Below are 21,921 nucleotides of genomic sequence, written 5' to 3'. Positions count from 1 at the left end.
CGGCGGCTGAGGTCGCCGGCGCGAGGCCGCCGCGCGGCGGCGCCGTCGCGCATCCCTCCCTGGCGGGCCTCCGGCTGGCTGGGCCGGCGCGCCCGCGGCCCCGGCGCGCGGCGCGCGAGGTCAGTCGGGCCGCGCGATCCAGAGCTCGACGTTGCGCCACGAGGGCTCTCCGCGGCCGTCGTCGCCGAAGCCGGAGGTGACGTCCACGACGGCCCGGCGGCGCCCTTCGGCGGCGATCGGGTCGTCGTCGACGGCGTAGTCGAGGGCGGCGCCCCGGATGGCGACGAAGCCGTCGTCCTCGTCCCAGATCTCGATGACGCGGACCTGATGGGGGTAGTCGGCGAGCGCGGAGGTCTCGAGCTCCCAGTACGCGTGCCCGCCGGCTGGAGAGACCCGGGTCACCCGGTGCACGTGGGTGTGTCCGGCGAGGTGGAGCAGGACGTTGTCGTAGCCGCCGACGAGCGACTGCCACGCCTCGACGTCGATCGCGCCGGGCACGGCGGGGGTGCCCGTCGCGGCGAAGGAGCCGTCCCCGAGCGAGCGCGAGGCGTGGTGGGACGTGAGGATGACCCACCTGCGCTCGCGCTTCGCGCGGTCGAGCGCGGGCCGGATGAACCGATCGACGTCGTCCTGGAGGATCACGCCGTTCGGCCCGCCCGTCTCGGCGGCCGTATCGAGCACGATGACGCGAAGGGGGGTGTCCTGGATGTCGAACTCGTAGAACGCTTTCCCGTAAGCGCGCTCGTCGGGCCCGATCCCGTGCCCGTCGCCGGTCGCCGCGACCCGATCGAGCAGATCGGGGCGGCTCAGGAGCGCTCTCCTCGGGTCGGGGACGACGTTGCCCGTGATCACCGGAGCGCCGGGGAGAGACCAGTCGCGCGTCCCGCCGTCCGACCAGCTCCCCGTCGCGAGCTCGGCGCGCGTGTGCACCGGGAAGTTCCCCTGGTGCAGGACATCGTGGTTGCCGGTCACCCACCGCCAGGGCATGAGCAGCCCCTCGGCGAAGAACGGATCCTTGGGATCGTTGTCGGGGCCTGGCACGGGGTCGTCGTCAGCGCCCGAGTCGCACTCGACGCGCTCGGCGCCGTCGAGGATGGCCGAGAACCACGCGATCTCGTTCGTCTGCGCGCTGTCGGCGTTGTCGCCGCCGAGCAGGACGAAGTCGATCGGCGTGCTCCGATGGAGCGCGTTGATCGTGCGGACGGCGGCGTTGAGGATCCGGCACTCGTGCCCTTCCTGCGGGCGGAACGCCGACGCGAACACGCCGGGCGAGTCGAAGAGCGCCAGCCGGGCGGGCGACTCGTCGTCTGCGAGCTGGGTGTCGGCGAGGTGGACGAACCTCGTCAGGAGCCTCGACCGCTCGCCGCGCGGTGGTGGAGGGGTGTCGTCGAGCGTCGCGGGGGCGAGCGGCTGCCCCGGCCCGCTCTCGAGCTCGCCGTAGCCCTCCGCGAGCATCTGCTCGATCGCCGCCGGGACAGCGGGGTTCCTGTCCGGTGGATCGGCCACCGCGGCGCGCGGCGCCCAGGTGCGCGCGGTCGTCAGCGGCGGCGCGCCGCGGAGCGCTGGCAGCGGTACCGGCGCAGGGAGCGGCGCCGGAGCGATGGATTCCTCCCCCGCGCACGCCGCGAGCGCAAGAGACGCAAGGGACGCAAGAGACGTAAGAAAGAAGCGCGCCGCGGGGCGACCTGGGCGCGCTCGCGCGATCCGCCGCCGACCGGGCCCTAGTGTTGTGACGCCCACCGCTCGTGTCTGGCTCATCGCTTCCTTACATGACAACACGACAGCGCCTGATCAAGAAATGTTCACCCACGCGGTAGCGTTGCCGTTGAGGGCCGGTGCCGACCGAGGAAGAGAGGGTTCGGAACGAGCGTAGTACCTCCCACGTCGCTCAGCGTGGCGCCGCGGAGCGTCACGTCGAGGCGCACGAGCGAGCCGAGCCATGGTAGGGCGGAGCCGCGGCCGGCGCGCCGGCGGCTGCTAGGATGCGGCGCGTCCGAGCCGGAGGCGCTCGTCTCGAGGTCATCTATGGTCATTTCGCGATTCCTGGGTTGCGCGCTCGCGGCGGCGATGCTGGTGAGCTGCAGCGATCCCGAGCCCATCATCGAATACCGCTACAGCGCCTACGAGGGCGACGCCTATCCGGACCGACTCCCTGAGATCACGATTCCGGAGGGCGGAATGGGCGTGGTGAGCGATAGCCTCTCCGATACGATCTCTCTTATCTCGCTGGCGACCGGGGAGCGGTTCGGCGTCCACCCCGTGGGCCGCGATCCCGTGACGATCGACGGGCCTCACCACGTGGCCGTGGACGCCGAGGGCGGCGCGCTCTACGTCGCGCTGTCGTACCCTGACGTCGCCGGCGCGATCGGCCCCCACGCGGTGCACGGCGGGAGCGCGGTGGCGGGCTACGTCCAGAAGCTCGCGCTCGACGATCTGCGCATCCTCGGGCAGGTGCGCGTCGAGGCCAACCCGGGCGACATCGTGATCTCGGAGGACGGCCGGCGCGTGGTCGTCTCTCATTTCGATCTGAAACGCGTGCTCGACAACCCCGGCGACGTCGAGGCGGCGCGCTCGTCCCTCGCGGTGATCGATCCCGAGAAGGTCGGGCTCTCGGGATCGTCCGATCCGGTGTTCATTCCGGTCTGCATGGCCGCCCACGGAGTCGCCCTCTCGCGCCCGGACGGCGCCCGCGCCTACGTCGCTTGCTATGGCGAGGACGTGCTCGCGATCGTCGATCTGACCGATCCTTCCGCCGAGGTGAAGCGCGTGCCCGTGGGGTCTACCTCCAACCCCTCGCCCCATGCCAGCAACTACGGACCCTACGCGGCCGTCATGTCGCCCGACGGGAAGACCATCGCCGTGAGCAGCACGGAGAGCAGGGACGTGCGCTTCTTCGATGTCGCGTCGGAGACGTTCGACGATTCCCGGAAGATCCTCACGATCGGCGCGCCCTACTTCGCCGCGTGGACCCCCGACGGGAGCGCCATCTACGTGCCGACCCAGGTGCCCGACACCATCGTTCGGATCGGCGTCACCCCGGACGACAATGAGGTCGTCACCCGGAACATCGCCGAGGAATGCATGCGGCCGCACCTCGCGCAGCTCGACGAGGAGCACGGGCTCTTCCTCGTCTGCGAGGGCGATCGGAGCACGACGCCCGGCAAGGTGCTCCGGCTGGACCCCGAGACGCTGGAGACGCTCAGCGACACGGAGGTGGGCCTCTATCCCGACGGGCTCGTGCGCGTCGCGCCGGAGGCGCCGTGAGGGCGCTCCTTGGCCTTGCCGCCGCGCTCGCGTGCGCGGCGCTCCTCTGCGGCTGTCCGGGCGATCCCGAGACGAAGGTCGTCGACGCGACGGCCGTCGACCACGGCGCGGCGCTCTTCTGGGACCCATCGATCGCGGAGACGCGCTTCAATCACTATGCCTGCTCGACGTGCCATGAAGCTGCCGCCGGGGACGCGGGCGACGCCATGCTCCCGGGCGCCCCGCTGGCCGGCGCCGTCGAGCGCCCGCATTACTGGGGCGGGCAGGAGGTCGAGCTCCTCGGTGCGATCAACCATTGCCTGTATTACTTCATGACGAAGGATCTGCCCTGGACCGCGGACGACGACGCCGCGCAGGCCATCTATGCGTACCTGGAATCGCTGCCCAGCGATGGAGGCGCAGCCGAGGCCGTCCCCTTCACGCCGGTCTACGAGCTGAGCCAGATCCCGGCCGGCGACGCGGCAGCCGGCGAACGCATCCACGAGCGCGCCTGTGCCTCGTGTCACGGGCGCGCCCATTCGGGGGAAGGCCGGCTCGTGCCGCGGGCGCCGGCGCTGCCCGAGCAGACGCTCAAGGAGCACCCGCTCGGCGAGTACACGGAGGCCGACCGGCGGCTGGTCTTCATCGAGAAGGTCCGGCACGGCGGGTTCGTCGGCTACGGCGGGCAGATGCCGCCTTTCTCCCGCGAGGTCCTCTCCGATGAGGAGCTCGGCGATCTGCTCTCGTTCTACGGGCTGCCCTGGCCCCCGTGAAGCGCGCCGAGAAAGCCGCGAGGATCGTTGAGATCCTCGACCGATTGTACCCGACCCCGCCCATTCCGCTGGCTCACGACGATCCATATTCGCTGCTCGTCGCGGTGATGCTCAGCGCCCAGACGACGGACAAGATGGTCAACGCGGTGATGCCGGCGCTCCTCGCGCGCGCCCGGACGCCCGCGGCCATGGCGGCGGTGCCCACCGAGGAGATCGCCCAGCTCATCCGGAGGATCGGGTTCGCGCCCACCAAGGCGCGGCGTCTGAAGGAGCTGAGCGAGCGGATCGCGACCGAGCACGGCGGCGTCGTCCCCGCCTCGTTCGAGGCCCTGGAGGCCCTGCCGGGGGTCGGTCACAAGACGGCCTCGGTGGTCATGGCGCAGGCCTTCGGCCACCCCGCCTTCCCGGTCGATACCCACATTCACCGGCTCGCGTTCCGCTGGGGGCTGTCGTCCGGAAGGAACGTCGTCGAGACCGAGAGCGACCTGAAGCGCACGTTCCCGCCCGAGCAGTGGAACAAGCTGCACCTGCAGCTCATCTACTTCGGCCGCGAGCACTGCCCGGCGCTGCGCCACGACATGACCGGCTGCCCCATCTGCAGCTGGGCCGCACGCCGACGATGATCGCGGCCCCGCGGCCGCCGGCGACGGTGTCCGGGCACAACGCCCCCCGCACAGCGGGCAGGCTATCGAGGCGGCCGACCTACGTCAAGCACGGTGCAACGTCCCGGCGATCTCATGAGGACGAGCGTCCGCCCGCGTGCTGCGGCGCGAGGCGGCCGGGCGCGGTCGTGTGCGGGGGTGCGGTTCCGGGTCGCCGCCCGCGTGCGGTTCGAGTAAGGCACCTCTGTGACAAAGATTGGATTTGAGATCATCGGGACGGGCCACTACGTGCCCGGAGAACCTGTCACCAACGACGACCTCGCGCGGGTGATCACGACCTCCGACGAGTGGATCTACCAGCGCTCCGGTATCCGCCAGCGGCATTACGCGCCGGATGGCGTGGGGGTGAGCGATCTCGCGTGCGAAGCGGCGAAGCGCGCGATCGAGTCGGCGCGCATCGCCCCGTCGGAGATCGATTACATCCTCTTTGCCACGATGACGCCGGACTATATTTTCCCTGGCTCTGGGGCGCTGCTCGGCGCGAAGCTGGGCATTCCGGGCGTCCCCGCGCTCGACATCCGGCAGCAGTGTGCCGCGATGCTGTTCGGCCTCCAGACGATCGACGGGCTGATCCAGACCGGGGCCGCCAAGACCATCCTGTTCGTGGGCGCAGAGGCGCACGCCGGCTTCATGCCCTGGGAGGACTGGGGGGCGCTCGACCCGAAGAATGGCCGCTCCGCGACGCCGGAGGCGCGGGCGCACGCGGACCGCCACCGGAACCTCGCCGTCCTGTTCGGGGACGGGTCGGGCGCGCTCGTCCTCCGCGCGACCGATCGCGACGCCGGCCTGCGCGGCAACAAGATCTGCTCCGATGGACGCTTCGCCGAGCTCCTCTTCGTGCCGGGCGGCGGCTTCCGCTCGCGCCCGTACTGGAAGCCGACGTCGTTCGACGAGGACCTGCATATCCCCCGCATGGATGGCCGCGAGCTCTTCAAGTTCGCGGTGACCAAGCTCCCGGCGACCGCGCGGGAGCTCTGCGCCTCTCAGGGCATCGCGATCGAGCAGATCGACGTGTTCCTGGCGCACCAGGCGAACGGGCGGATCAACGAGCACATCCGCAAGGACCTCGGCGTGCCCGTCGAGAAGCTCCCGAGCAACATCGATCGATTCGGCAACACGAGCGGCGCCACCGTGCCCATCCTCGTCGACGAGGAGATGCGCGCCGGAAGGCTGAAGAAAGGGCAACTGGCCATGGTGCTCGCGCTCGGGACCGGCGTCCACTGGGGCTGCGCGCTCTGGAAGCTCTGAGCAGCTGAGCGGCGGCGCCTCGCTCGCAGGCCGTCATCGTCCTCATCGTCGTCGAGCCGCAGCGGTAGCGCGTGGCGTATTGCGTCCGGCGCGGACGCTGCAGAAATTTCGTGCGATCGTGTCGCGACGGATTGCACGTGGCGTATCGCTTGTTACGTTTGTATCAACGCCCGCAGCGGACCCCGTGTTTCCAATGCGATCGACCTGGCGCGGGCGCCACCGGGAAGGGAGCCACCCCAGGGCTCGACTGCACGGCCCCTCCCCGGCCAGCGGCGAATTGCGCACGCAGCACGTAAAGCGCAGCGGGTAGCGCGCAGCAGCTAAAGCGCAGCGCGTGACCTACGTGCGCTACGTGCGGGGGTGTGGTGCGCGTGGGTGTGCGTGAGTGCGTAAGTACTTGAGCGCGTGTGTTTGAATGTCGTTTTCTGCCGCTCTCGCTCCTACGGTTGTGGGCCATTCACTTCATTGGAGCATGTTTTCACTTGATGGCGAGGACGCAAACTCTTCGCATTGACTCGGACGCGCAATTGTTGAATTTTGCACACTGAGGTGAGTGTGATCGGAGAACACGGAGCGTCGATCTTGAGAGACACGCCGACCCAGCTTGGGCTCGGCCGGTATCGTCCCATCGCGAAGCTCGGCCGCGGCGGGATGGCAGACGTCTTCCTCGCGATGGCTCACGGGCCCGCCTCGGTGAACAAGCTGGTCGTCGTCAAGCGTCTCCGCAGCTCCGGGGACGAGGAGGATCGCCAGGTCCTCATGTTCATGGACGAGGCCAAGCTCTCGGCCCGCATGAACCACCCGAATGTCGTCCAGACCTACGAGGTCGGCAGCGACCGGGACGGCTACTTCATTGTGATGGAGTACCTGGAGGGCCAGACGCTGAAGCGCGTCATGAAGGCGGCTGTCGAGCGGGAGTCCGGTACGGGTGGGCTCGTCCGCGGCACGTGGATCCGGATCGTCGCCGAGGTGCTGCGCGGGCTCCATTACGCGCATGAGCTCTGCGATTTCGATGGTCGTCCTCTCGGCATCGTGCATCGCGACGTCTCGCCGCACAACATCTTCGTTACCTACGACGGCGCGGTGAAGCTCGTGGATTTCGGCGTGGCCAAGGCCGTCGTCAACGCCTCCAGCACCGAGAGCGGGACCTTCAAGGGCAAGCTGACGTATATGGCGCCCGAGCAGGTCACGGCGGGCAAGACGGTGGACCGCCGCGCGGACATCTTCGCGGTCGGCGTCGTGCTCTGGGAGCTCCTCGCCGGGCGGCGGCTGTTCGAGGGCGATCAGATCACCGTGATGCACCAGCTCCTGCTGGGGAAGCTCCCGCGGCTCTCCACCATCGTGCCGGGGATCCCCATCGCGCTCGATCAGATCGCCGCAAAGGCCCTCGAGCGCGAGCCATCGAAGCGCTTCGCGACGGCGCAGGAGATGTGCGATGTGCTCGAGAACTACCTTCAGTGGTCGGGCGAGGACGTCCGCAGCGAGTTCCTCGGCGCCTGCATGCGCGGGATCTTCGCCGAGAGCCGGGCCTCCATACGCCAGCAGATCAAGGCGCAGATCGAGCGGGTGGCCAGCGCGTCGCTGCTGGGCGACGCCTCCAGCCAGGTGACGATGAGCGGCATCGGCCTCGCGATGGCCCCCTCGAGCTCCGGCTCGGGCAGCAGGCTCCCCTATGTCGGTGAGTCCAGCCGGTCGGGCGTCGAGCGCATGTCGGGCGTCGAGCGGCCGTCGGGCGTCGAGCGGCCCAGGACGCCCGTGAGCGATTCGGTGAGCCTGCGAGCGACCACGTCGGGGCCCGTGTCGGCCTCGAAGCGCGGTTACTTCATCGGCGCGTCCGCCCTGACCGCGCTGGTCGCGCTGGTCGGCGGCGCGGTTCACGTCGCGAACAAGGTCGCGCCCGCCCTCGACGCTCCTGCGGCCGCGGTCGCCTCGCACGGCGCCGAGGCCGAGGAGGCCGTCGAGAAGAAGATCGAGGAGGGCCCCAAGGCGAGCGTGGTGATCTCGAGCGATCCGCCCGACGCGATCGTGAGCTGGAAGGGAAAGACGCTCGGCAAGACGCCGCTCAAGACCGAGCTGCCCGTGGGCACGCAGGTCGTGGTCGTGTCGAGGTCCGACTGCTTCGATGAGACGCTCATGCTGGCGCTCTCACCCGCGGAGGCCGTGGAGCGCTCCGTCAAGCTGCGCCCCAAGGACTTTGCGCATTGATGATCCGGGCGGTGCATCCGCCGTCTGCGACCGGATGCAGCTTGAGACCGCGGCTAGGTTGACGACCTCACGGGGGTCATGAGCCGTGATGGATGAAGGCGATCACCTTGGTGACGCCGTCGGCGTCCATGGCCTCCTTCACCGCCTCGGTCGCCTCCTTCACGCTGGCGACGTTGCCTTGCAGCGTGACCACGCCGTCGCGCACCGTGACGTGCAACTTCTTCACCGCGTCGTGATCGCTGTCCGCGAGCTTGCCGCCGACCGCGTTGCGGAGCGTCTCGTCAGACGGGCGCGCGCCGGTCCGCTTCGCTTCCTTCGTGGCGATGACCGAGCCGTCGCGGCCGAAGGTGACCTGATAGTCGTTGTCCTTCGCCGCCTTCGTCCACTCGTCACGCTCCATCGCGGCGGCATTCGCGTCCTGCTTCTTGGCTCCCTCAGCCTGGCCTTGTTGTGGCGACTGCGGTGCGGCCTTGTCCTTGGGAGCGGCGGGCGGCGCCGACTGCGGGCGCGCGCCCTGGTTGTCCTTGAGCGCACCGGTCTGCGCGCCGACCCTGTTCATCTGGTCGTTGATGTCGCGGCCCGCCTGGTGCCCTCGCTCGGCGAGCTGGTTCGCCTTTTCGCCCACGCGCTCGGCCTTCTCGCGCGTCTCCTGGCCGAGCTGCTGACCCTCCCGGGCGAGCTGCTCTGCCTTGTCGCCCGCGCGCCCGGCCTGCTCTTTCGCCTCCTTGCCGAGCTCCTTGCCCTCCTGGGCGAGCTGCTCCGCCTTTTCGCCCACGCGCCCCGCCTGCTCGCGCAGGTCTTTGCTGGGCGCCTGGTTCGGGCCCGGAGGCGGTTCGCCTCTCCTGGCCGTCTGGTTCGCGGGCTCGCGGACCGCTCCTTCAGCTCTCTCGCTCTCGCTCCTGCAGGCCGTGCCGGCGAGCGCGAGCGCGAGGACGGTTGGGCCGGAGAACCCGCGTATTCTGCTCATCGTGCAGCGATAGCTCATGGTGCATCTCCAGGTACACACCGAGGCAGACGTCGTGCCAGGGACTCGGTCGTTCCCGGCCGCCCGGGAACAACGGCGCGCCGCGCGTGTCGACGGGGGCATGCCGAGACCCTCCCTGGCCACCGCGCGGCGGCGGCACCGGACACCGGACGAGCGCTCCGGCCCCACGCATCGTAGTAGGCTCGAGGTCGTGAGCGCGGCGCCGCCGGAACCCGCCCTGCCTGACGCCCCGCCCGGACAGCGCTCCGCGCCCGATCTCCTCTCGCACCGGCCGGCGCTCCGGGTCGACGCGCGGGCGGTCAAGGAGTCGCTGGCGTTCGCGTTCGCGGGCGGCGCGCCCGCGGGGGCGTTCGATCGGCACGTCGAGTCGGCGTCGCTGCCCGCGTCGACGTGGGATCCAGCCCGCTTCGCGCAGCACGTCTTCCTGCGCGAGCTCATCGTGGGCTGCCTCCATTTCACGAGCGATGGCCGCTCGTACATCCCGAGCCCGGCGCTGCTGGGCCGCGCCCTCTCCCAGCCGCCGAGCGATCGCGACACGGTCGAGCTCCGGCGCGCGATCTTCCGGGAGCTCACCGGGTCGGAGGCGCAGCGCCGCGATCTCGAGCGCGCCTACGCGGCGCTGCGCCGCTGGGTGGCCCAGCTCGAGACGATCCCCATCTCTCGCGGCGAAGGCAGCCGGCGCCGGCTGGACATCCTCGCCGCCGCCAAGGACGCGTTCGACGCGCTCGCGGGTGGGTTCGCGGGCGCTCGCTCGGGCCTGTCGCGGCTCTCGGCGTTCGGCGCGGCCGTGCGCGAGACCGAGGCGTACCGCCGCCTCGCGGATCTGCTCGCGTACGACGAGGAGATCGCGACGCTGGATGTCCGGATCCGCGTCGGCTCCGACGGCCATGTCCGCGACCTGCGCGCCCTGTCGATCCGCGAGAACAGCGAGAACCGCTTCTACCAGTCGCCGCTCGGGCGCTTCGTCACGAAGCTCGTGATGCTGTGGAGGGGGTACCGGTTCAGCGACGACGAGCTGCTCACCCGCCACGTCAACAGCGTCTTCGACGGCATCGAGGACGATCTCGTCGCGCTCGTCCAGCTGCTCGGAGATCTCGAGTTCTACCTCGCCGGCCTTGCGCTGCGCGCCCGCGCCCGCGCGGCAGGGCTCGCCGTATGCCTGCCCGAGTTCGCCTCGCCGGGCTTCTCCGATGGCGCGCACGGCGCGCACGGCGAGGGCCCAGGGCGTGAGCTCAAGGGGCTGTTCAACCCGCTCCTCTTGGCGAGCTCGGCGAGCACGGTCCCGTGCGACATCGCGACGGATCACCACGACGCGACCGTCATCGTGACCGGGCCGAACTCGGGGGGGAAGACCCGGCTGCTCGAGGCGCTCTCGCTGGCCCAGATGATGGGGCAGGCGGGCTTCTTCGTGCCCGCCGCGGAGGCGCGCCTCTCGCCGTGCCACGGGCTCTTCGTGTCGCTGATCGAGCAGGCGCAGGCCGATCAGAGCGAGGGCCGCCTCGGGATGGAGCTGCTCCGCATCAGGTCGCTGTTCGAGGCGATGCAGGTCGGCGACATGGTGGTGCTCGACGAGCTCTGCTCCGGCACGAACCCGTCGGAAGGCGAGGAGATCTTCCAGCTCGTGATCTCGCTCCTCTCGGAGCTCCGCCCTCAGGCCTTCATCACGACGCACTTCCTCGAGCTCGCGGCGCGGCTCGAGCGGGAGCGGCCGGTCGATCGGCTGGTGTTCCTGCAGGTCGAGCTCGACGCGCAGCAGTGGCCGACGTACCAGTTCGTCGATGGGGTCGCCCGGACCTCGCTCGCGCACCGGACGGCGGCGCGGCTCGGGGTCACGCGCGAGGAGCTCGTCGCCCTCGTCGAGCGCAGCAAGCGCGCGCACCGCCGCCGCGGGGTCGAGCCCGCCTGAGCGCGGTCACGCTCGCGGTGGCGGGGGAAATCTGGTTGTATGCGCCGCCATGGAGTATCGACCTCTTGGCAGGACGGGTTTCCGCGTCTCCTCGGTGAGCTTCGGGGCCTGGGCGATCGGGGGTACCTGGGGCGACGTCGACGACAAGGAGTCGCTCGCGGCGTTGCACCGGGCCGCCGATCGTGGCGTGAATTTCTTCGACACAGCGGACGTGTACGGGGACGGCCGGAGCGAGCGGCTGCTCGCGCGCCTCAGGCGCGAGCGGCGCGAGGAGATCGTCGTCGCGACGAAGGCGGGCCGGCGGCTGAGCCCGCACACGGCGGCAAGCTACGACGAGGGGAACTTCACGGCCTTCATCGATCGCAGCCTGAAGAACCTCGAGACGGACGCGCTCGACCTCGTCCAGCTGCACTGCCCGCCGACGGACGTCTACTATCGACCCGAGGTGTTTGACGTCCTCGATCGGCTCGTGAAGGCGGGCAAGATCCGGTTTTACGGCGTCAGCGTCGAGCGGGTGGAAGAGGCGCTCAAGGCCATCGAGTACCCCGGCGTGCAGTCGGTGCAGATCATCTACAACGTCCTCCGGCAGCGCCCGGCCGAGCTCTTCTTCCCCGAGGCGAAGCGCCGGCAGGTCGGGATCCTGGCGCGACTGCCGCTCTCCTCGGGGCTGCTCACCGGCAAGATGAGCGCAGCGACCCGGTTCGCGGCCGACGATCACCGCAACTTCAACCGTGAGGGCGCCGCGTTCGACAAGGGCGAGACGTTCTCGGGCGTCGACTACAACCTGGGCCTCGAGGTCGTCGAGGAGCTCCGCCCGCTCGTGCCCGCCGGCGTGAGCATGGGCGCGTGGACGATGCGCTGGATCCTGATGCAGGACGCGGTGACGTGCGTGATCCCCGGCGCGAAGCGGCCCGATCAGGTGGATGAGAACGCGGGCGCGGCGGACCTGCCGCCGGTGCCGCAGGAGACCATGGCGAAGATCCGCGAGATCTACGACCGGCGGCTCCGGCCTCACGTTCACCAGCTCTGGTAGACGCCGCCCGGGCGAACGCTCACAGGAGGCGCGGCAACAGCCATCCAGCGAACGAGATGAGGGCCGCTGTGCCGAAGAGCGGCCCTAGCCCCCGGATCTCGAAATCGTCGATCAGCTTGTCGGTGGCGTAGAGCAGCACCGAGTTCACGACCAGGCCGAAGAGGAGATACGCGAGGCCCAGCGTGAGGATGGCGGCGGGCAGGAGCGCCACCGCGACCAGGAACTTCACGAGCCAGCCGAGCAGGAGGTTGAGGAGCGTGAACACGGCGGCGACGACGAGCGCCGTCTGGGTCGTGCGGATCCGCACGCCGGGCAGGATCTTCGTTCCGACGAGGACCGCGAGGCCCGCGGCGAGTGCCTGGATGATGAGCGCCTTCATGACCACCTCCCTGGGCCGGCACCGCTCCGGGCGGGCCGGCGTTCACACCTTCCTCGTGACCCAGGCAGGTGCCGGGCGCAACCTCGTCCGGCGTGTCGCGGGCGGAGCCGGCGCGCGGCCTCCGCTCAGCCTCAGCGGCGCCGCCCCGGCTCATTCCTTCGGCTTGTCGCCGCCGAGCAGCTCGCCGATGGCGGGGGCGCCGCCCGGGCCGAGGGCCTGCGTGCTCTCGATGAGGTGGATCAGGAACTGGCGGTTGTCCGTCACCGACAGGTTCTGAAGCTCGAGCGCGCCGATGCGGTCCTCGGGGGTGAAATAGGCCTCCTCGACCTTCTCCATCGAGAGCTTGTGCGGCGCATAGGCCATGTAGTCGGCGCGCGTGCTCAGGATGTTGTAATCGTCGCCGCGGCGCAGCTCGAGCGTCACCTCGCCGGTCACGCCGGGGGCGATCCAGCGCGAGAGCGCGTCCTTCAGCATCATGGCCTCGGGGTCGTACCACTTGCCCTCGTAGAGCAGACGCCCGAGGCGCCGTCCCTGGGTGAAGTACACGTCGAGGGTGTTCTCGTTGTGAATGGCGGACAGGAGCCGCTCGTAGACGGCGTGGAGCAGGGCCATGCCCGGCGCCTCGTAGATGCCGCGGCTCTTCGCGTCGATCACCCGGTTCTCGATCTGGTCGCTCATGCCGAGGCCGTGGCGCCCGCCGATCCGGTTGCACTCGACGAACAGCTCGAACAGGGAGCCGAAGCGCTTGCCGTTGATCGTCGTCGGGACGCCGCGCTCGAACCCGAGCGTCACCGTCTCGGCCTCGATGGCGACCTCCGGCCGGAAGGAGGCGACGCCCATGATGGGCTGGACGATCTTGATCCCGGTGTTCAGGTGCTCGAGGTCCTTCGCCTCGTGCGTCGCGCCGAGCACGTTGGCGTCGGTGCTGTACGCCTTCTCCGTCCCCATGCGGTAGGGCAGCCCGTGGAGCTCGAGGTACTCGCTCATCTCCTTGCGCCCGCCGAGCTCTCCCACGAACCTCGGGTCGAGCCAGGGCTTGTAGATCTTGAGAGAGGGGTCGACGAAGATGCCATAGCGGTAGAACCGCTGGATGTCGTTGCCCTTGTGCGTGCTTCCGTCGCCGAAGACGTGGACGTCGTCGTCGCGCATCGCGCGGACGATCGCGGTCGTTGTCACCGCGCGGCCGAGCGGCGTGGTGTTGAAGTACTTCTTGCCGCCCGTCGAGAGGTGGAAGGCGCCGCACTGGATGGCGAGGATGCCCTCGCGGACGAGCGCCTCGCGACAGTCCACCAGCTTGGCGGAGACCGCGCCGTGCTGCAGGGCGATCGGCGGGATGTCGCCGGGGGAGTCCTCGTCCGGCTGCGCCAGATCGGCGGTGTACGCGTGCACCTTGAGCCCGTTGCGCGAGAGCCACGCCACCGCGCAGCGCGTGTCGAGACCGCCCGAGAACGCGATGCCGAGGTGGGTGCCCGGCGGGGGGAGTGAACGGAAGATCCTGCTCATGGCGGCGCAGCATAATCGCAACGCCCGCGAGCACGCGAGCGGAGATCGCGGGGCGGCGGAGGCGCGTGACGGTGCGTGCACGCGCGCGCCGTCAGGCATCTCCGCCATCTCCGCCCGCCCGCTCCGCCGGGACGGCGCGGCCGCGCGATGCGCGATGTCGGCTCGTCCGCCTGCCCCGCGCGCGCCGGCTGGCGGACGGCGCCTCCGCCGGAAACGCGCTGGCCTGCACGAAACGGCGCAGACCGGGCCTCATCCGACTAGGATGGAGGACACCGTGCCACGCGAGCCCTGCTCGCCAACGAGGTGCAAGTCCATGCCGAAGCTGTCGTACGCCGAGATCGCCCGGATCGAGGAGCGCCGGCTGGCGGTCGGCACCGCCGCCGTTGTCGCTTGCGCGGAGCCCATCGCGGGCGGGTGGATGGCCTTCGATGGAGAGGGCTCCTGGGGCAACTTCGCTGTCGGGCTCGGGCTCGACGGGCCCGTCTCCGGCGAGGATCTCGATCGCCTCGTGCGGTTCTACGCGGCGCGCGGCGCGGAGCCGCAGATACAGGTCTGCCCCTTCGCGCACGGGTCGCTCGTGCGCGGCCTCGCCGATCGAGGGTTCGTGCTGCGCGAGTTCGAGAACGTGCTGGCGCGCGAGCTCGCGCCGGACGACGACCTCCGCGCGCTGGCGCCGCGTGGTGGCCCCGAGGGGCTGGAGATCGTGCGCATCGATCCGGGCGACGAGGCGCAGGTCCGGGTGTTCATCGAGATCGCGACGAGCGGCTTCCGGCCTGACGACGCGCCGCTGTCGCCGGCGCTCTTCGAGATCACGCGCCGCCTGGTCGCGCACCCCGGATGCGACTCGTACCTGGCGCTCGTGAACGGCGAGCCCGCCGGCGGCGGCAGCGTGGAGATCCACGGCGAGGGCGCCGCGCTCTTCGGCGCCTCGGTGCTCCCCCGGTTCCGCGAGCGCGGCATCCAGCAGGCGCTCATCACCCGCCGCCTGGAGCGGGTGCGCGAGCAGGGTTGCCAGCTGGCGTGCATCAGCGCGAGCCCCGGTATCCCCACGGAGCGCAACGCGATGCGGCTCGGCTTCTTCATGGCGTACAGCAAGGGGATCTTCACGCGGCGGAGCGAGAGCCCGGAGTCGCCTGCCTGAGCCCTTCCCGGGCGCCCCGGCCTCTCCGGCGGCGCACCTTTCAGGCGTGCAGCGCTGATCGTGCAGAACCGAAATGATCGCCCGGGACATCCATCCGAAATGCCCGACCATGACGGAAGTCCGCCATGGCACGCCTCATGCTGATACTCCGGTTCAGCGTCGCTGGCGTGGCCTCTCCCCCCCCGAGGCCCCGGCGGCGCTTTTTCATTTTGTGGCCTGCCGCGAATCGATCGGGCCCTCATCGCCTTTCGGAAGATCAGTAATCCTCCAGCCGGGAAGAGCGGACTCCCCTCAACGCCCGCTCCGAGCGAGGGAGTGCTCCCCGCCGCGCCGGTGGGGGTGGAGGGTCCGTTGGTTCATGAAGCAGACGTGAGGCCCTGAGCGAGGGAGCGCGCCGTTCCGCGCTTACGCGGTGCGGCCCATTCCCTCACCCGGGGCGGGGCGGCCTGGATTTCGCCCCGGCGCCCCGCTTTACCTTTACCGCTCGACCGTCACCGCCCGCCGCTCCGCTGCAGCTCGGTCACCGCGTTCCTCACGAGCCGGAGCCCCACGTTGTCGTCCTGCGACAGGATCGACTCCGGATGGAACTGAACCGCCGCGAGCGGCAGCTCCGTGTGCTCGATCGCCATCACGACCCCATCCTCGGTCTCGGCCGTGACCTTCAGCGACGCAGGGAGCGCGTCGCGCAACGCGTAGAGCGAGTGGTAGCGCCCCGCGCGGAACTCGCGCGGCAGCCCCTCGAAGAGGCGTCCGCCGAGCACCCGCACGTTCGAGGCCTTGCCGTGCATCGGGTAGTCGAGGACGCCGAGCTTGCCGCCGAAGTGCTCGACCATGCCCTGCAGGCCGAGGCAGACGCCGAAGACGGGCAGCCGCCGCTCTAGCAGCGCCGCGAGCGTGCCCGAGAGATCGAAATCGCCCGGAGTGCCAGGACCGGGCGAGAGCACCACGAGATCGGGAGCGTAGGCGTCGAGCTCCTCGAGAGGGAAGCCGGCGCGGAGCGTCACCACCTCGGCGCCCGTCTGCCGGAGGTAGTTGGCCAGCGTGTGCACGAACGAGTCCTGGTGATCCACGAGGAGGACCTTGCGCGTGCCGCCAGGCACCGGGTGGATGGCCGCCGGAGGCGGCGTGGGGATGCCGCGCGGCCTCCGGATCGCGTCGAGGAGCGCCGACGCCTTCACCTGGGTCTCGCGCTCCTCCTCGTCGGGATCGGAGTCGAAGAGCAGCGTCGCGCCGACCCGGACCTGGGCCACGCCGTCCTTGACCCGGATCGTGCGCAGCGTGAGCCCCGTGTTCATGCTGCCGTCGAAGCCGACGATCCCGACCGCCGCCCCGTACCACGCGCGCGGCGAGCGCTCGTGATCCTCGATGAACTGCATGGCCCAGGCCTTCGGCGCCCCCGTGACCGTGACCGCCCACGTGTGCGCGAGGAACGCGTCGAGCGCGTCGTAGCCGTCGCGCAGGCGGCCCTCGATGTGATCGACCGTGTGGATCAGCCGCGAGTACATCTCGATCTGCCGGCGCCCGATCACCCGCACGCTCCCCGGCACGCAGATGCGGGACTTGTCGTTGCGATCGACGTCGGTGCACATGGTGAGCTCCGACTCGTCCTTCGTGGACGCGAGCAGGCGCGCGATCTGCGCGGCGTCGGCGAGCGGGTCGCTGCCGCGCGGGATCGTGCCCGAGATGGGGCAGGTCTCGACGCGATTGCCCTCGACGCGGACGTACATCTCCGGCGAGGCGCCGATGAGATACTCGGCGTTGCCGAGGTTCATCAAAAAGCCGTAGGGCGCCGGGTTGCGCTCGCGCAGGCGGTAAAACAGCTCCGTGGGCGCGACCGGGCACGGCTCGTAGAGCGTCTGTCCCGGCACGACCTCGAAGAGATCGCCCCGCTTGAAGGACTCGCGCGCCACCCGGACGAGCTCGGCGTACTCGCCCGGCGCGTACTCGTTCTGGGGCGCGCGGTCGGCGCCGACATAGGCGCGCGTCGCGCCCTCTCGCGGCAGCCCGTCGGTCGAGCGATCTCCGAATTTCAGCTCGTAGCGCGTGCGCGTCGCGCGCTCGCGGCGGTGGTCGACGGCGACGATCTCGTCGGGGAGGTAGAGGACGAGATCCCGCTGATCCGCCGGGCGCTCCAGGCGGAGCCGGATGGGCTCGAACTGGAAGGCGAGATCGTACGCGAACGCGCCGTAGAGCCCGAAGAGCGGGTCGCCCGGGACCCCGAAGAGCTCGATGAGCCGGCGCAGCACCGAGAAGATGGACGGCTGCCGGCTGCGCAGCTCCTCCGGCACCCGCTCGCCCGGCGGACGGACCGCGCCGACCACCTCGTCGCTGCGCCGCTCGAGGGCCGCGACAGCGTCGAGATCCCGGAGGGCCTCGTCGATGGCCGGCAGCAGAACGCGCCCGCGCTCGTTCAGCGCGGTGAACCGGAAGTCGCGGCCCCGGGAGACGAGCACGAGCGGCGGATCGATGAAGCCGATATCCCAGCGCGTGTACCGGCCCGGGACCTCGTAGCTGGACGCCAGGACCACGCCCAGGTGGCTGTCGAGCGCCTCGACGATGGGCTGGATGGCGCCGTCGACGGCGAGGTCCTCGACCGTCCGCCGCACCGCGACGCCTCTCCGCGTAATGTTGCTGTCTCGTTTCACGACCGCGTCTCCTTATGCGATGAGTATACGCGGTGCGGCATGCGCGCCGTACCAGCATCTTTGCCGCGTGCACGTCTCCGTCGGGCGCGTTATCCGCGGTGCGCACTCGTCGCGCGCACTTCTTGCGCGGACGCCCGGCCCCCGTCCGCGGCGCGCTCCGCGAGGTAGATGGCGCGGAGCAGGGGGAAGCTCTTGACGAGGACCTCCTCGTACTCGGCCTCCGCGCTGGACTCCGCGACCACCGCGCCGCCGCTGCCGAAGCTGAGCCCCCGGCCGTCGGCGACGAGGGTCCGTATGGCGATGTTCATGTCCATGGGGCCCTCGTAGGCGAGGTACCCGATCGAGCCCGTGTACACGCCCCGCGTGCGCCGCTCCAGGGCGTCGATGATCGAGATCGTCCGGTGCTTCGGCGCGCCGGTGATGGATCCGCCGGGGAAACACGCCTCGATCGCGTCGAGCGCGCCCTTCCCCTCGCGCAGCGCGCCCGTGACCACCGACGAGAGCTGGAGCAGGGTCGCGTGCTCGGTGATCCGCTGGAGCGCCTCGACGTCGATCGAGCCCATGGCGCAGACGCGGCTGAGGTCGTTGCGGACGAGGTCGGTGATCATGAGGAGCTCGGAGCGGTCCTTATCGCTGCTCGCGAGATCGCGGCGCAGGGCGAGGGTCTCTTCCTCGGTGGCGCCCTTCGGCCGCGTCCCCTTGATGGGCTCGCTGCGCACCCGCCGCTCCCGGTCGACCGACAGGAATCGCTCCGGCGAGGACGACAGCACCGCGCCCTCCGGCAGCTTGAGGAAGGCCGAGAACTGCGCGGGGTTCGTGCGGCGCAGGACGCGGTAGAGGGCGAACGGATCCAGCGAGGTCGGCACGAGGAACTCGTTCGTGAGGCACACCTCGTACGTCTCGCCCTCGCGGATCTCGCGGAGGATGGCCTCGATGGCCTCGAGGTGCTCTCGGCGCGAGAGGCGCGGTGCGTGCGTGAGCCGGTCGGCGAAGCCCTCCGGGACAGGCGGCAGGAGCGGCTCCGAGAGCGCCGGGAGATCGTGCAGACGCGCCGCGATCTCGTCCAGCCACGGTGCGGACGAGGGCGGCGCAGGCCTCGCAGGCTCGTCGCCGTCGATCGCGTCGATCGCATCGACTGCATCGATCGCGCACGCGTATACCGCGCGCTCGACGTGGTCGAAGGCCAGGATCCGCCGCGCGATCATCATCGCGCTGTCCGGGAGCGCGCGGCGCGGGTGGGCGGACGCGCCGAAGCCGAGGTGCTCCTTGAGCTCGTAGCCGAGGTAGCCCACGAGGCCCCCCGTGAAGTGGAAGGGCAGGCCGCTGGGATCGAGCGACACCGACGCCAGCTCCCGCCGGAGCGCGGCGAACGGGCTCCCCTCGGACGTGGTCGAGGTAAGGGCGTCTCCGGGGCCGCCGGCGCTCCACCGCGTCACGGCGGCGCCGCGGCTCTCGATGGCCTCGGTCGCGCTCCCCATGAACGAGAAGCGCCCGTCACGGCCTGTCGCGCTCGAGTCGAGCCAGAACGCGTAAGGGGCCGCGGCGAAGAGCCCGGCGAAGGCCCGCTCGGGATCGACCCACGGGAGCCGGAGGTGACGCACGCGCCCGCGTCGCCGCGCGCCCGCCGGCGCGCCTGGCGCGCAGCCGCCCAGCGCGCCTGCGGAGAGGCCCGGCGCGCGTGCGCTCCGGTGGAGCGCCGCGCGCCTCCGGTCGCGCGGCGTGTTCAGGGCGATATCTCTGAAATTGCGGATGATCCTCCTGCCGTGCTCGGTGCCGATCGACTCGGGGTGAAACTGCACGCCGTAGAACGGCCGGTCCTTGATCTTGAGGGCCATGATGAGCCGGTCGCCGCGCGTCCGCGCCGTCACCTGGATCTCCGCCGGCAGCCCGCCGTCACCGACGATGAGCGAGTGGTAGCGCACCGCCTGGAACGGGCTGGGCACGCCCTCGAAGAGCCCGGCGCCGTCGTGCTCGATCTCGACGATCTTGCCGTGCATGACCCGCGGGGCGTGCTGGACGCGCCCGCCGAAGCGCGCGGCGAGCCCCTGATGGCCAAGGCAGACGCCGAGGATCGGCGTCCCGGCGAGCGCCTCGATCACCTCGGCGCAGACGCCGAAATCGGCCCGGCGCTCCGGGCGGCCGGGGCCGGGCGAGATGACGATGCCGTCGAGCTCCAGGCCCTCGATCTCGGCGAGCGAGAGGCTGTCGTTCCTGACGATGATCGGCTCCTCGCCGCTCGCCTCCCAGAGGTACTGCCCGAGGATGTGGGTGTACGAGTCGTAGTTGTCGATGAGGAGTGTCTTCACGGCGAAGCTCGCCTCGGGGCCCGCATCGAGGCCGTCAATGCGGGCGAGCCGGCGCGGATCCCGGCTCGGGTGAGGCGCGCCGGCGGCGGGCGCGGCATCAGGGGCGGATGATGGCCGCGAGCATGGCCTGGAGCTTGAGCTGCGTCTCGACCAGCTCGGCGTCCGGGCTCGAGCCCGCGACGACCCCGACGCCCGCGACCATCCGCGCGCGCGCGCCGTCGACGGTGGCGCTGCGGATGCCGATGAACCAGTCGCCGTCGCCGCGGGCGTCGACCCAGCCCACGAGCCCCGCGTAGAGCCCGCGCCGGATGCCCTCGTGCGCGCCCAGCCAGGCCTCCGCCGCCTCGCGCGGCGTGCCGCACACGGCGGGCGTCGGGTGCAGCCGCGCGGCGAGCGTGAGGGCGTCCGGCGCCGCCTCCGCGAGCTGGCCGTGGATCGGGGTGCCGAGGTGCATCACGTTGCGGAGGCTCAGGATCGACGGCTCGCTGGGGACCTCGAGCGACGCGCACTCCGGCGCGAGCGCGGCGGCCACGGCGTCGACAACGAAGCGGTGCTCGCGCTGGTCCTTGGCCGAGCGCCGCAGGACCTCGGCGAACCGGCGGTCGGCGTCGACGTCGGCGGAGACCGCGTAGGTGCCGGCGAGGGGGTGCGAGGAGACGGCGCGCCCGCGCCGCGAGAGCAGGAGCTCGGGGCTCGCGCCGAGGAAGCCGTCGACGTGGAAGATCGCGCACGAGGGGTAGAGCGCGGTCAGGCGGCGCAGGACCTCCTCGACGACGATGGGGCGGTTCGCCTCGACGTCGACAGCGCGCGCCAGCACGACCTTGGAGAGGGCCCCCTGCTGGATGTCGGCCACCGCGCGCGCGACGCGCCCGCACCACTCCTCGTGGGGGAGCGCCGAGCGGAGCGTGAAGCTGTCGGGCGAGCGCCGGTGGCCCTCGGCTCGCTCCAGGTGCGGCGCGGGGGCGGCGCCCTCGCCGATCGTGGTGACCCACGCGGTCCCGTCGGAAGCCGCGCCGACGATCTGGGCCGGCACGACGAGCGCGGCCGGCTCCGTCCGGTCGAACGGCAGGGCGCCGAGCGCCACCGGGCCGCAACCCGGGCGGCCAACGGCGTCGGCGGCCTCGATCGAGGCGAGCGCCTCCTTGATCCACGCCACGCCGCCCTCGATGCCCTGCGGCAGCTCGAGGCGGGCGGCGACCCCGTGCGCGACCAGCTGGGTGCCGGGGTGCAGCCAGACGCGCGCGCCGTCTCCCATGAGCGACGAGACGCCGCCGGGCAGCTTGGCGAGCGTGTCGGCGTCGAGCCGGAAGGTGCGGGCGACGAGCCGCGCCGCCTGGCGGGGGGCGTCGGCCGAGGAGGAGAACGTCAGGGGAGTCATGCACCGCCGTGCGCAGGCCGGTTCGGGCTCGTCCTGCTCGGCAGGACCAGCCTGGAGCCAGCAGGCCACGAGCCCGCGGCACCGTGCCGGATCGCGAGCGCCGGCCACGCAGCATCGGCTCTACCGCCTCCGGAAAGGCTCCGCAAGCGCAAAGCAGCCCACGTTCTGGGCGCGGGCGACGCGCGTTCTGCCGCTGAAATTGCGCTTCGAGGCGAGGTGGCGGCGTCGGCGCGCGGGCGCGCACGCATTGCGCGCGTTGTCTCCGCGCGACGCAGGCGCATCGCGTTTCCGCGCGCTGCAGGCGTATCGCGTTTCCTCACCTCATCTCGCCGCCAGCGCGCGTCGTGTCCCCGCGCGGCGCATCTCCCTTCGCGCCACGCGCCTTCTCCACGCGTCGTGTGCGGCGCGCGGCGCACCGTCTGCTGTGCTGCGCTCGCTGCCCGCGATCGGCGAGCAGAGCAGTGCCGAGCAGCGCGCGCTCCGTCCCGTCTGTGATCGACGGCTCTTTCCTGGG

General features: G+C 71.0%; 15 protein-coding genes. 8 read left to right on the top strand and 7 right to left on the bottom strand.

Going from position 1 to position 21,921, the window contains the following annotated elements:
- Positions 1-120: 120 nt before the first annotated feature.
- Positions 121-1,758, bottom strand: coding sequence for a metallophosphoesterase (locus POL72_RS05595; protein WP_272093975.1), 1,638 nt, complete (start codon positions 1,756-1,758; stop codon positions 121-123).
- Between the two features lie 267 nt (positions 1,759-2,025).
- Here POL72_RS05595 and POL72_RS05590 point away from each other — a divergent pair, with 267 nt between their 5' ends.
- The 5 genes from POL72_RS05590 (at position 2,026) to POL72_RS05570 (ending at position 8,131) form a co-directional block, all read left to right on the top strand.
- Positions 2,026-3,264, top strand: a complete 1,239-nt coding sequence (locus POL72_RS05590; protein WP_272093974.1) for a YncE family protein — start codon at positions 2,026-2,028, stop codon at positions 3,262-3,264.
- A complete protein-coding gene (locus POL72_RS50205) occupies positions 3,261-4,016 on the top strand; it encodes a c-type cytochrome (protein WP_272093973.1) in 756 nt (251 codons plus the stop codon). Before POL72_RS05590 ends, POL72_RS50205 begins: the two co-directional genes overlap by 4 nt.
- Complete coding sequence (locus tag POL72_RS05580) at positions 4,013-4,639, top strand: endonuclease III domain-containing protein (protein ID WP_272093972.1); 627 nt, start codon at positions 4,013-4,015, stop codon at positions 4,637-4,639. Before POL72_RS50205 ends, POL72_RS05580 begins: the two co-directional genes overlap by 4 nt.
- Before the next feature lie 225 nt (positions 4,640-4,864).
- On the top strand, positions 4,865-5,926 hold the full coding sequence (locus POL72_RS51145; RefSeq protein ID WP_272093971.1) for a 3-oxoacyl-ACP synthase III family protein: 1,062 nt from the start codon (positions 4,865-4,867) through the stop codon (positions 5,924-5,926).
- A gap of 582 nt (positions 5,927-6,508) precedes the next feature.
- Entirely contained in the window at positions 6,509-8,131 is a 1,623-nt protein-coding gene (locus tag POL72_RS05570) for a serine/threonine protein kinase (protein ID WP_272093970.1), read from the top strand.
- A gap of 76 nt (positions 8,132-8,207) precedes the next feature.
- Here POL72_RS05570 and POL72_RS05565 read toward each other — a convergent pair whose 3' ends face one another.
- Positions 8,208-9,098 carry a BON domain-containing protein gene (locus tag POL72_RS05565; RefSeq protein WP_272093969.1) on the bottom strand — a complete coding sequence of 297 codons (891 nt, stop codon included), beginning with the start codon at positions 9,096-9,098 and terminating at the stop codon, positions 8,208-8,210.
- A gap of 118 nt (positions 9,099-9,216) precedes the next feature.
- On the opposite strand from POL72_RS05565, the gene POL72_RS05560 reads away from it, so the two are divergent.
- Complete coding sequence (locus POL72_RS05560) at positions 9,217-11,022, top strand: MutS-related protein (RefSeq protein ID WP_272093968.1); 1,806 nt, start codon at positions 9,217-9,219, stop codon at positions 11,020-11,022.
- A 49-nt stretch (positions 11,023-11,071) separates the two neighbouring features.
- Positions 11,072-12,055: an aldo/keto reductase gene (locus POL72_RS05555; RefSeq protein WP_272093967.1), complete on the top strand. Its 984-nt coding sequence runs from the start codon at positions 11,072-11,074 to the stop codon at positions 12,053-12,055.
- A 19-nt stretch (positions 12,056-12,074) separates the two neighbouring features.
- Here POL72_RS05555 and POL72_RS05550 read toward each other — a convergent pair whose 3' ends face one another.
- Together POL72_RS05550 and argG are read right to left on the bottom strand one after the other, a co-directional pair.
- Positions 12,075-12,434 carry a phage holin family protein gene (locus tag POL72_RS05550; RefSeq protein ID WP_272093966.1) on the bottom strand — a complete coding sequence of 120 codons (360 nt, stop codon included), beginning with the start codon at positions 12,432-12,434 and terminating at the stop codon, positions 12,075-12,077.
- A gap of 150 nt (positions 12,435-12,584) precedes the next feature.
- On the bottom strand, positions 12,585-13,937 hold the full coding sequence (gene argG / locus POL72_RS05545; protein WP_272093965.1) for an argininosuccinate synthase: 1,353 nt from the start codon (positions 13,935-13,937) through the stop codon (positions 12,585-12,587).
- 313 nt (positions 13,938-14,250) lie between these two features.
- Between argG and POL72_RS05540 the strand changes: the two genes are divergently transcribed.
- The gene (locus POL72_RS05540) at positions 14,251-15,078 is read left to right on the top strand and encodes a GNAT family N-acetyltransferase (RefSeq protein ID WP_272093964.1); all 828 of its coding nucleotides are present in this window, start codon (positions 14,251-14,253) and stop codon (positions 15,076-15,078) included.
- Positions 15,079-15,569: 491 nt separating this feature from the next.
- Here POL72_RS05540 and POL72_RS05535 read toward each other — a convergent pair whose 3' ends face one another.
- The 3 genes from POL72_RS05535 to POL72_RS05525 all read right to left on the bottom strand — a co-directional run bounded on the left by POL72_RS05535 (position 15,570) and on the right by POL72_RS05525 (position 21,407).
- Positions 15,570-17,723 carry an anthranilate synthase component I gene (locus tag POL72_RS05535; protein ID WP_272093963.1) on the bottom strand — a complete coding sequence of 718 codons (2,154 nt, stop codon included), beginning with the start codon at positions 17,721-17,723 and terminating at the stop codon, positions 15,570-15,572.
- Positions 17,724-17,812: 89 nt separating this feature from the next.
- Positions 17,813-20,029 (bottom strand): chorismate-binding protein, encoded by a 2,217-nt coding sequence (locus POL72_RS51140; RefSeq protein ID WP_272093962.1) that lies wholly within the window; start codon positions 20,027-20,029, stop codon positions 17,813-17,815.
- 97 nt (positions 20,030-20,126) lie between these two features.
- Positions 20,127-21,407 carry an isochorismate synthase gene (locus tag POL72_RS05525; RefSeq protein ID WP_272093961.1) on the bottom strand — a complete coding sequence of 427 codons (1,281 nt, stop codon included), beginning with the start codon at positions 21,405-21,407 and terminating at the stop codon, positions 20,127-20,129.
- Between the last annotated feature and the right edge of the window lie 514 nt (positions 21,408-21,921).

Source organism: Sorangium aterium, from assembly GCF_028368935.1.
Classification (GTDB): Bacteria; Myxococcota_A; Polyangia; order Polyangiales; family Polyangiaceae; genus Sorangium; species Sorangium atrum.
The sequence above is the reverse complement of the archived record's forward strand: the minus strand, read 5'-3'. Positions and strand labels throughout refer to the sequence as shown.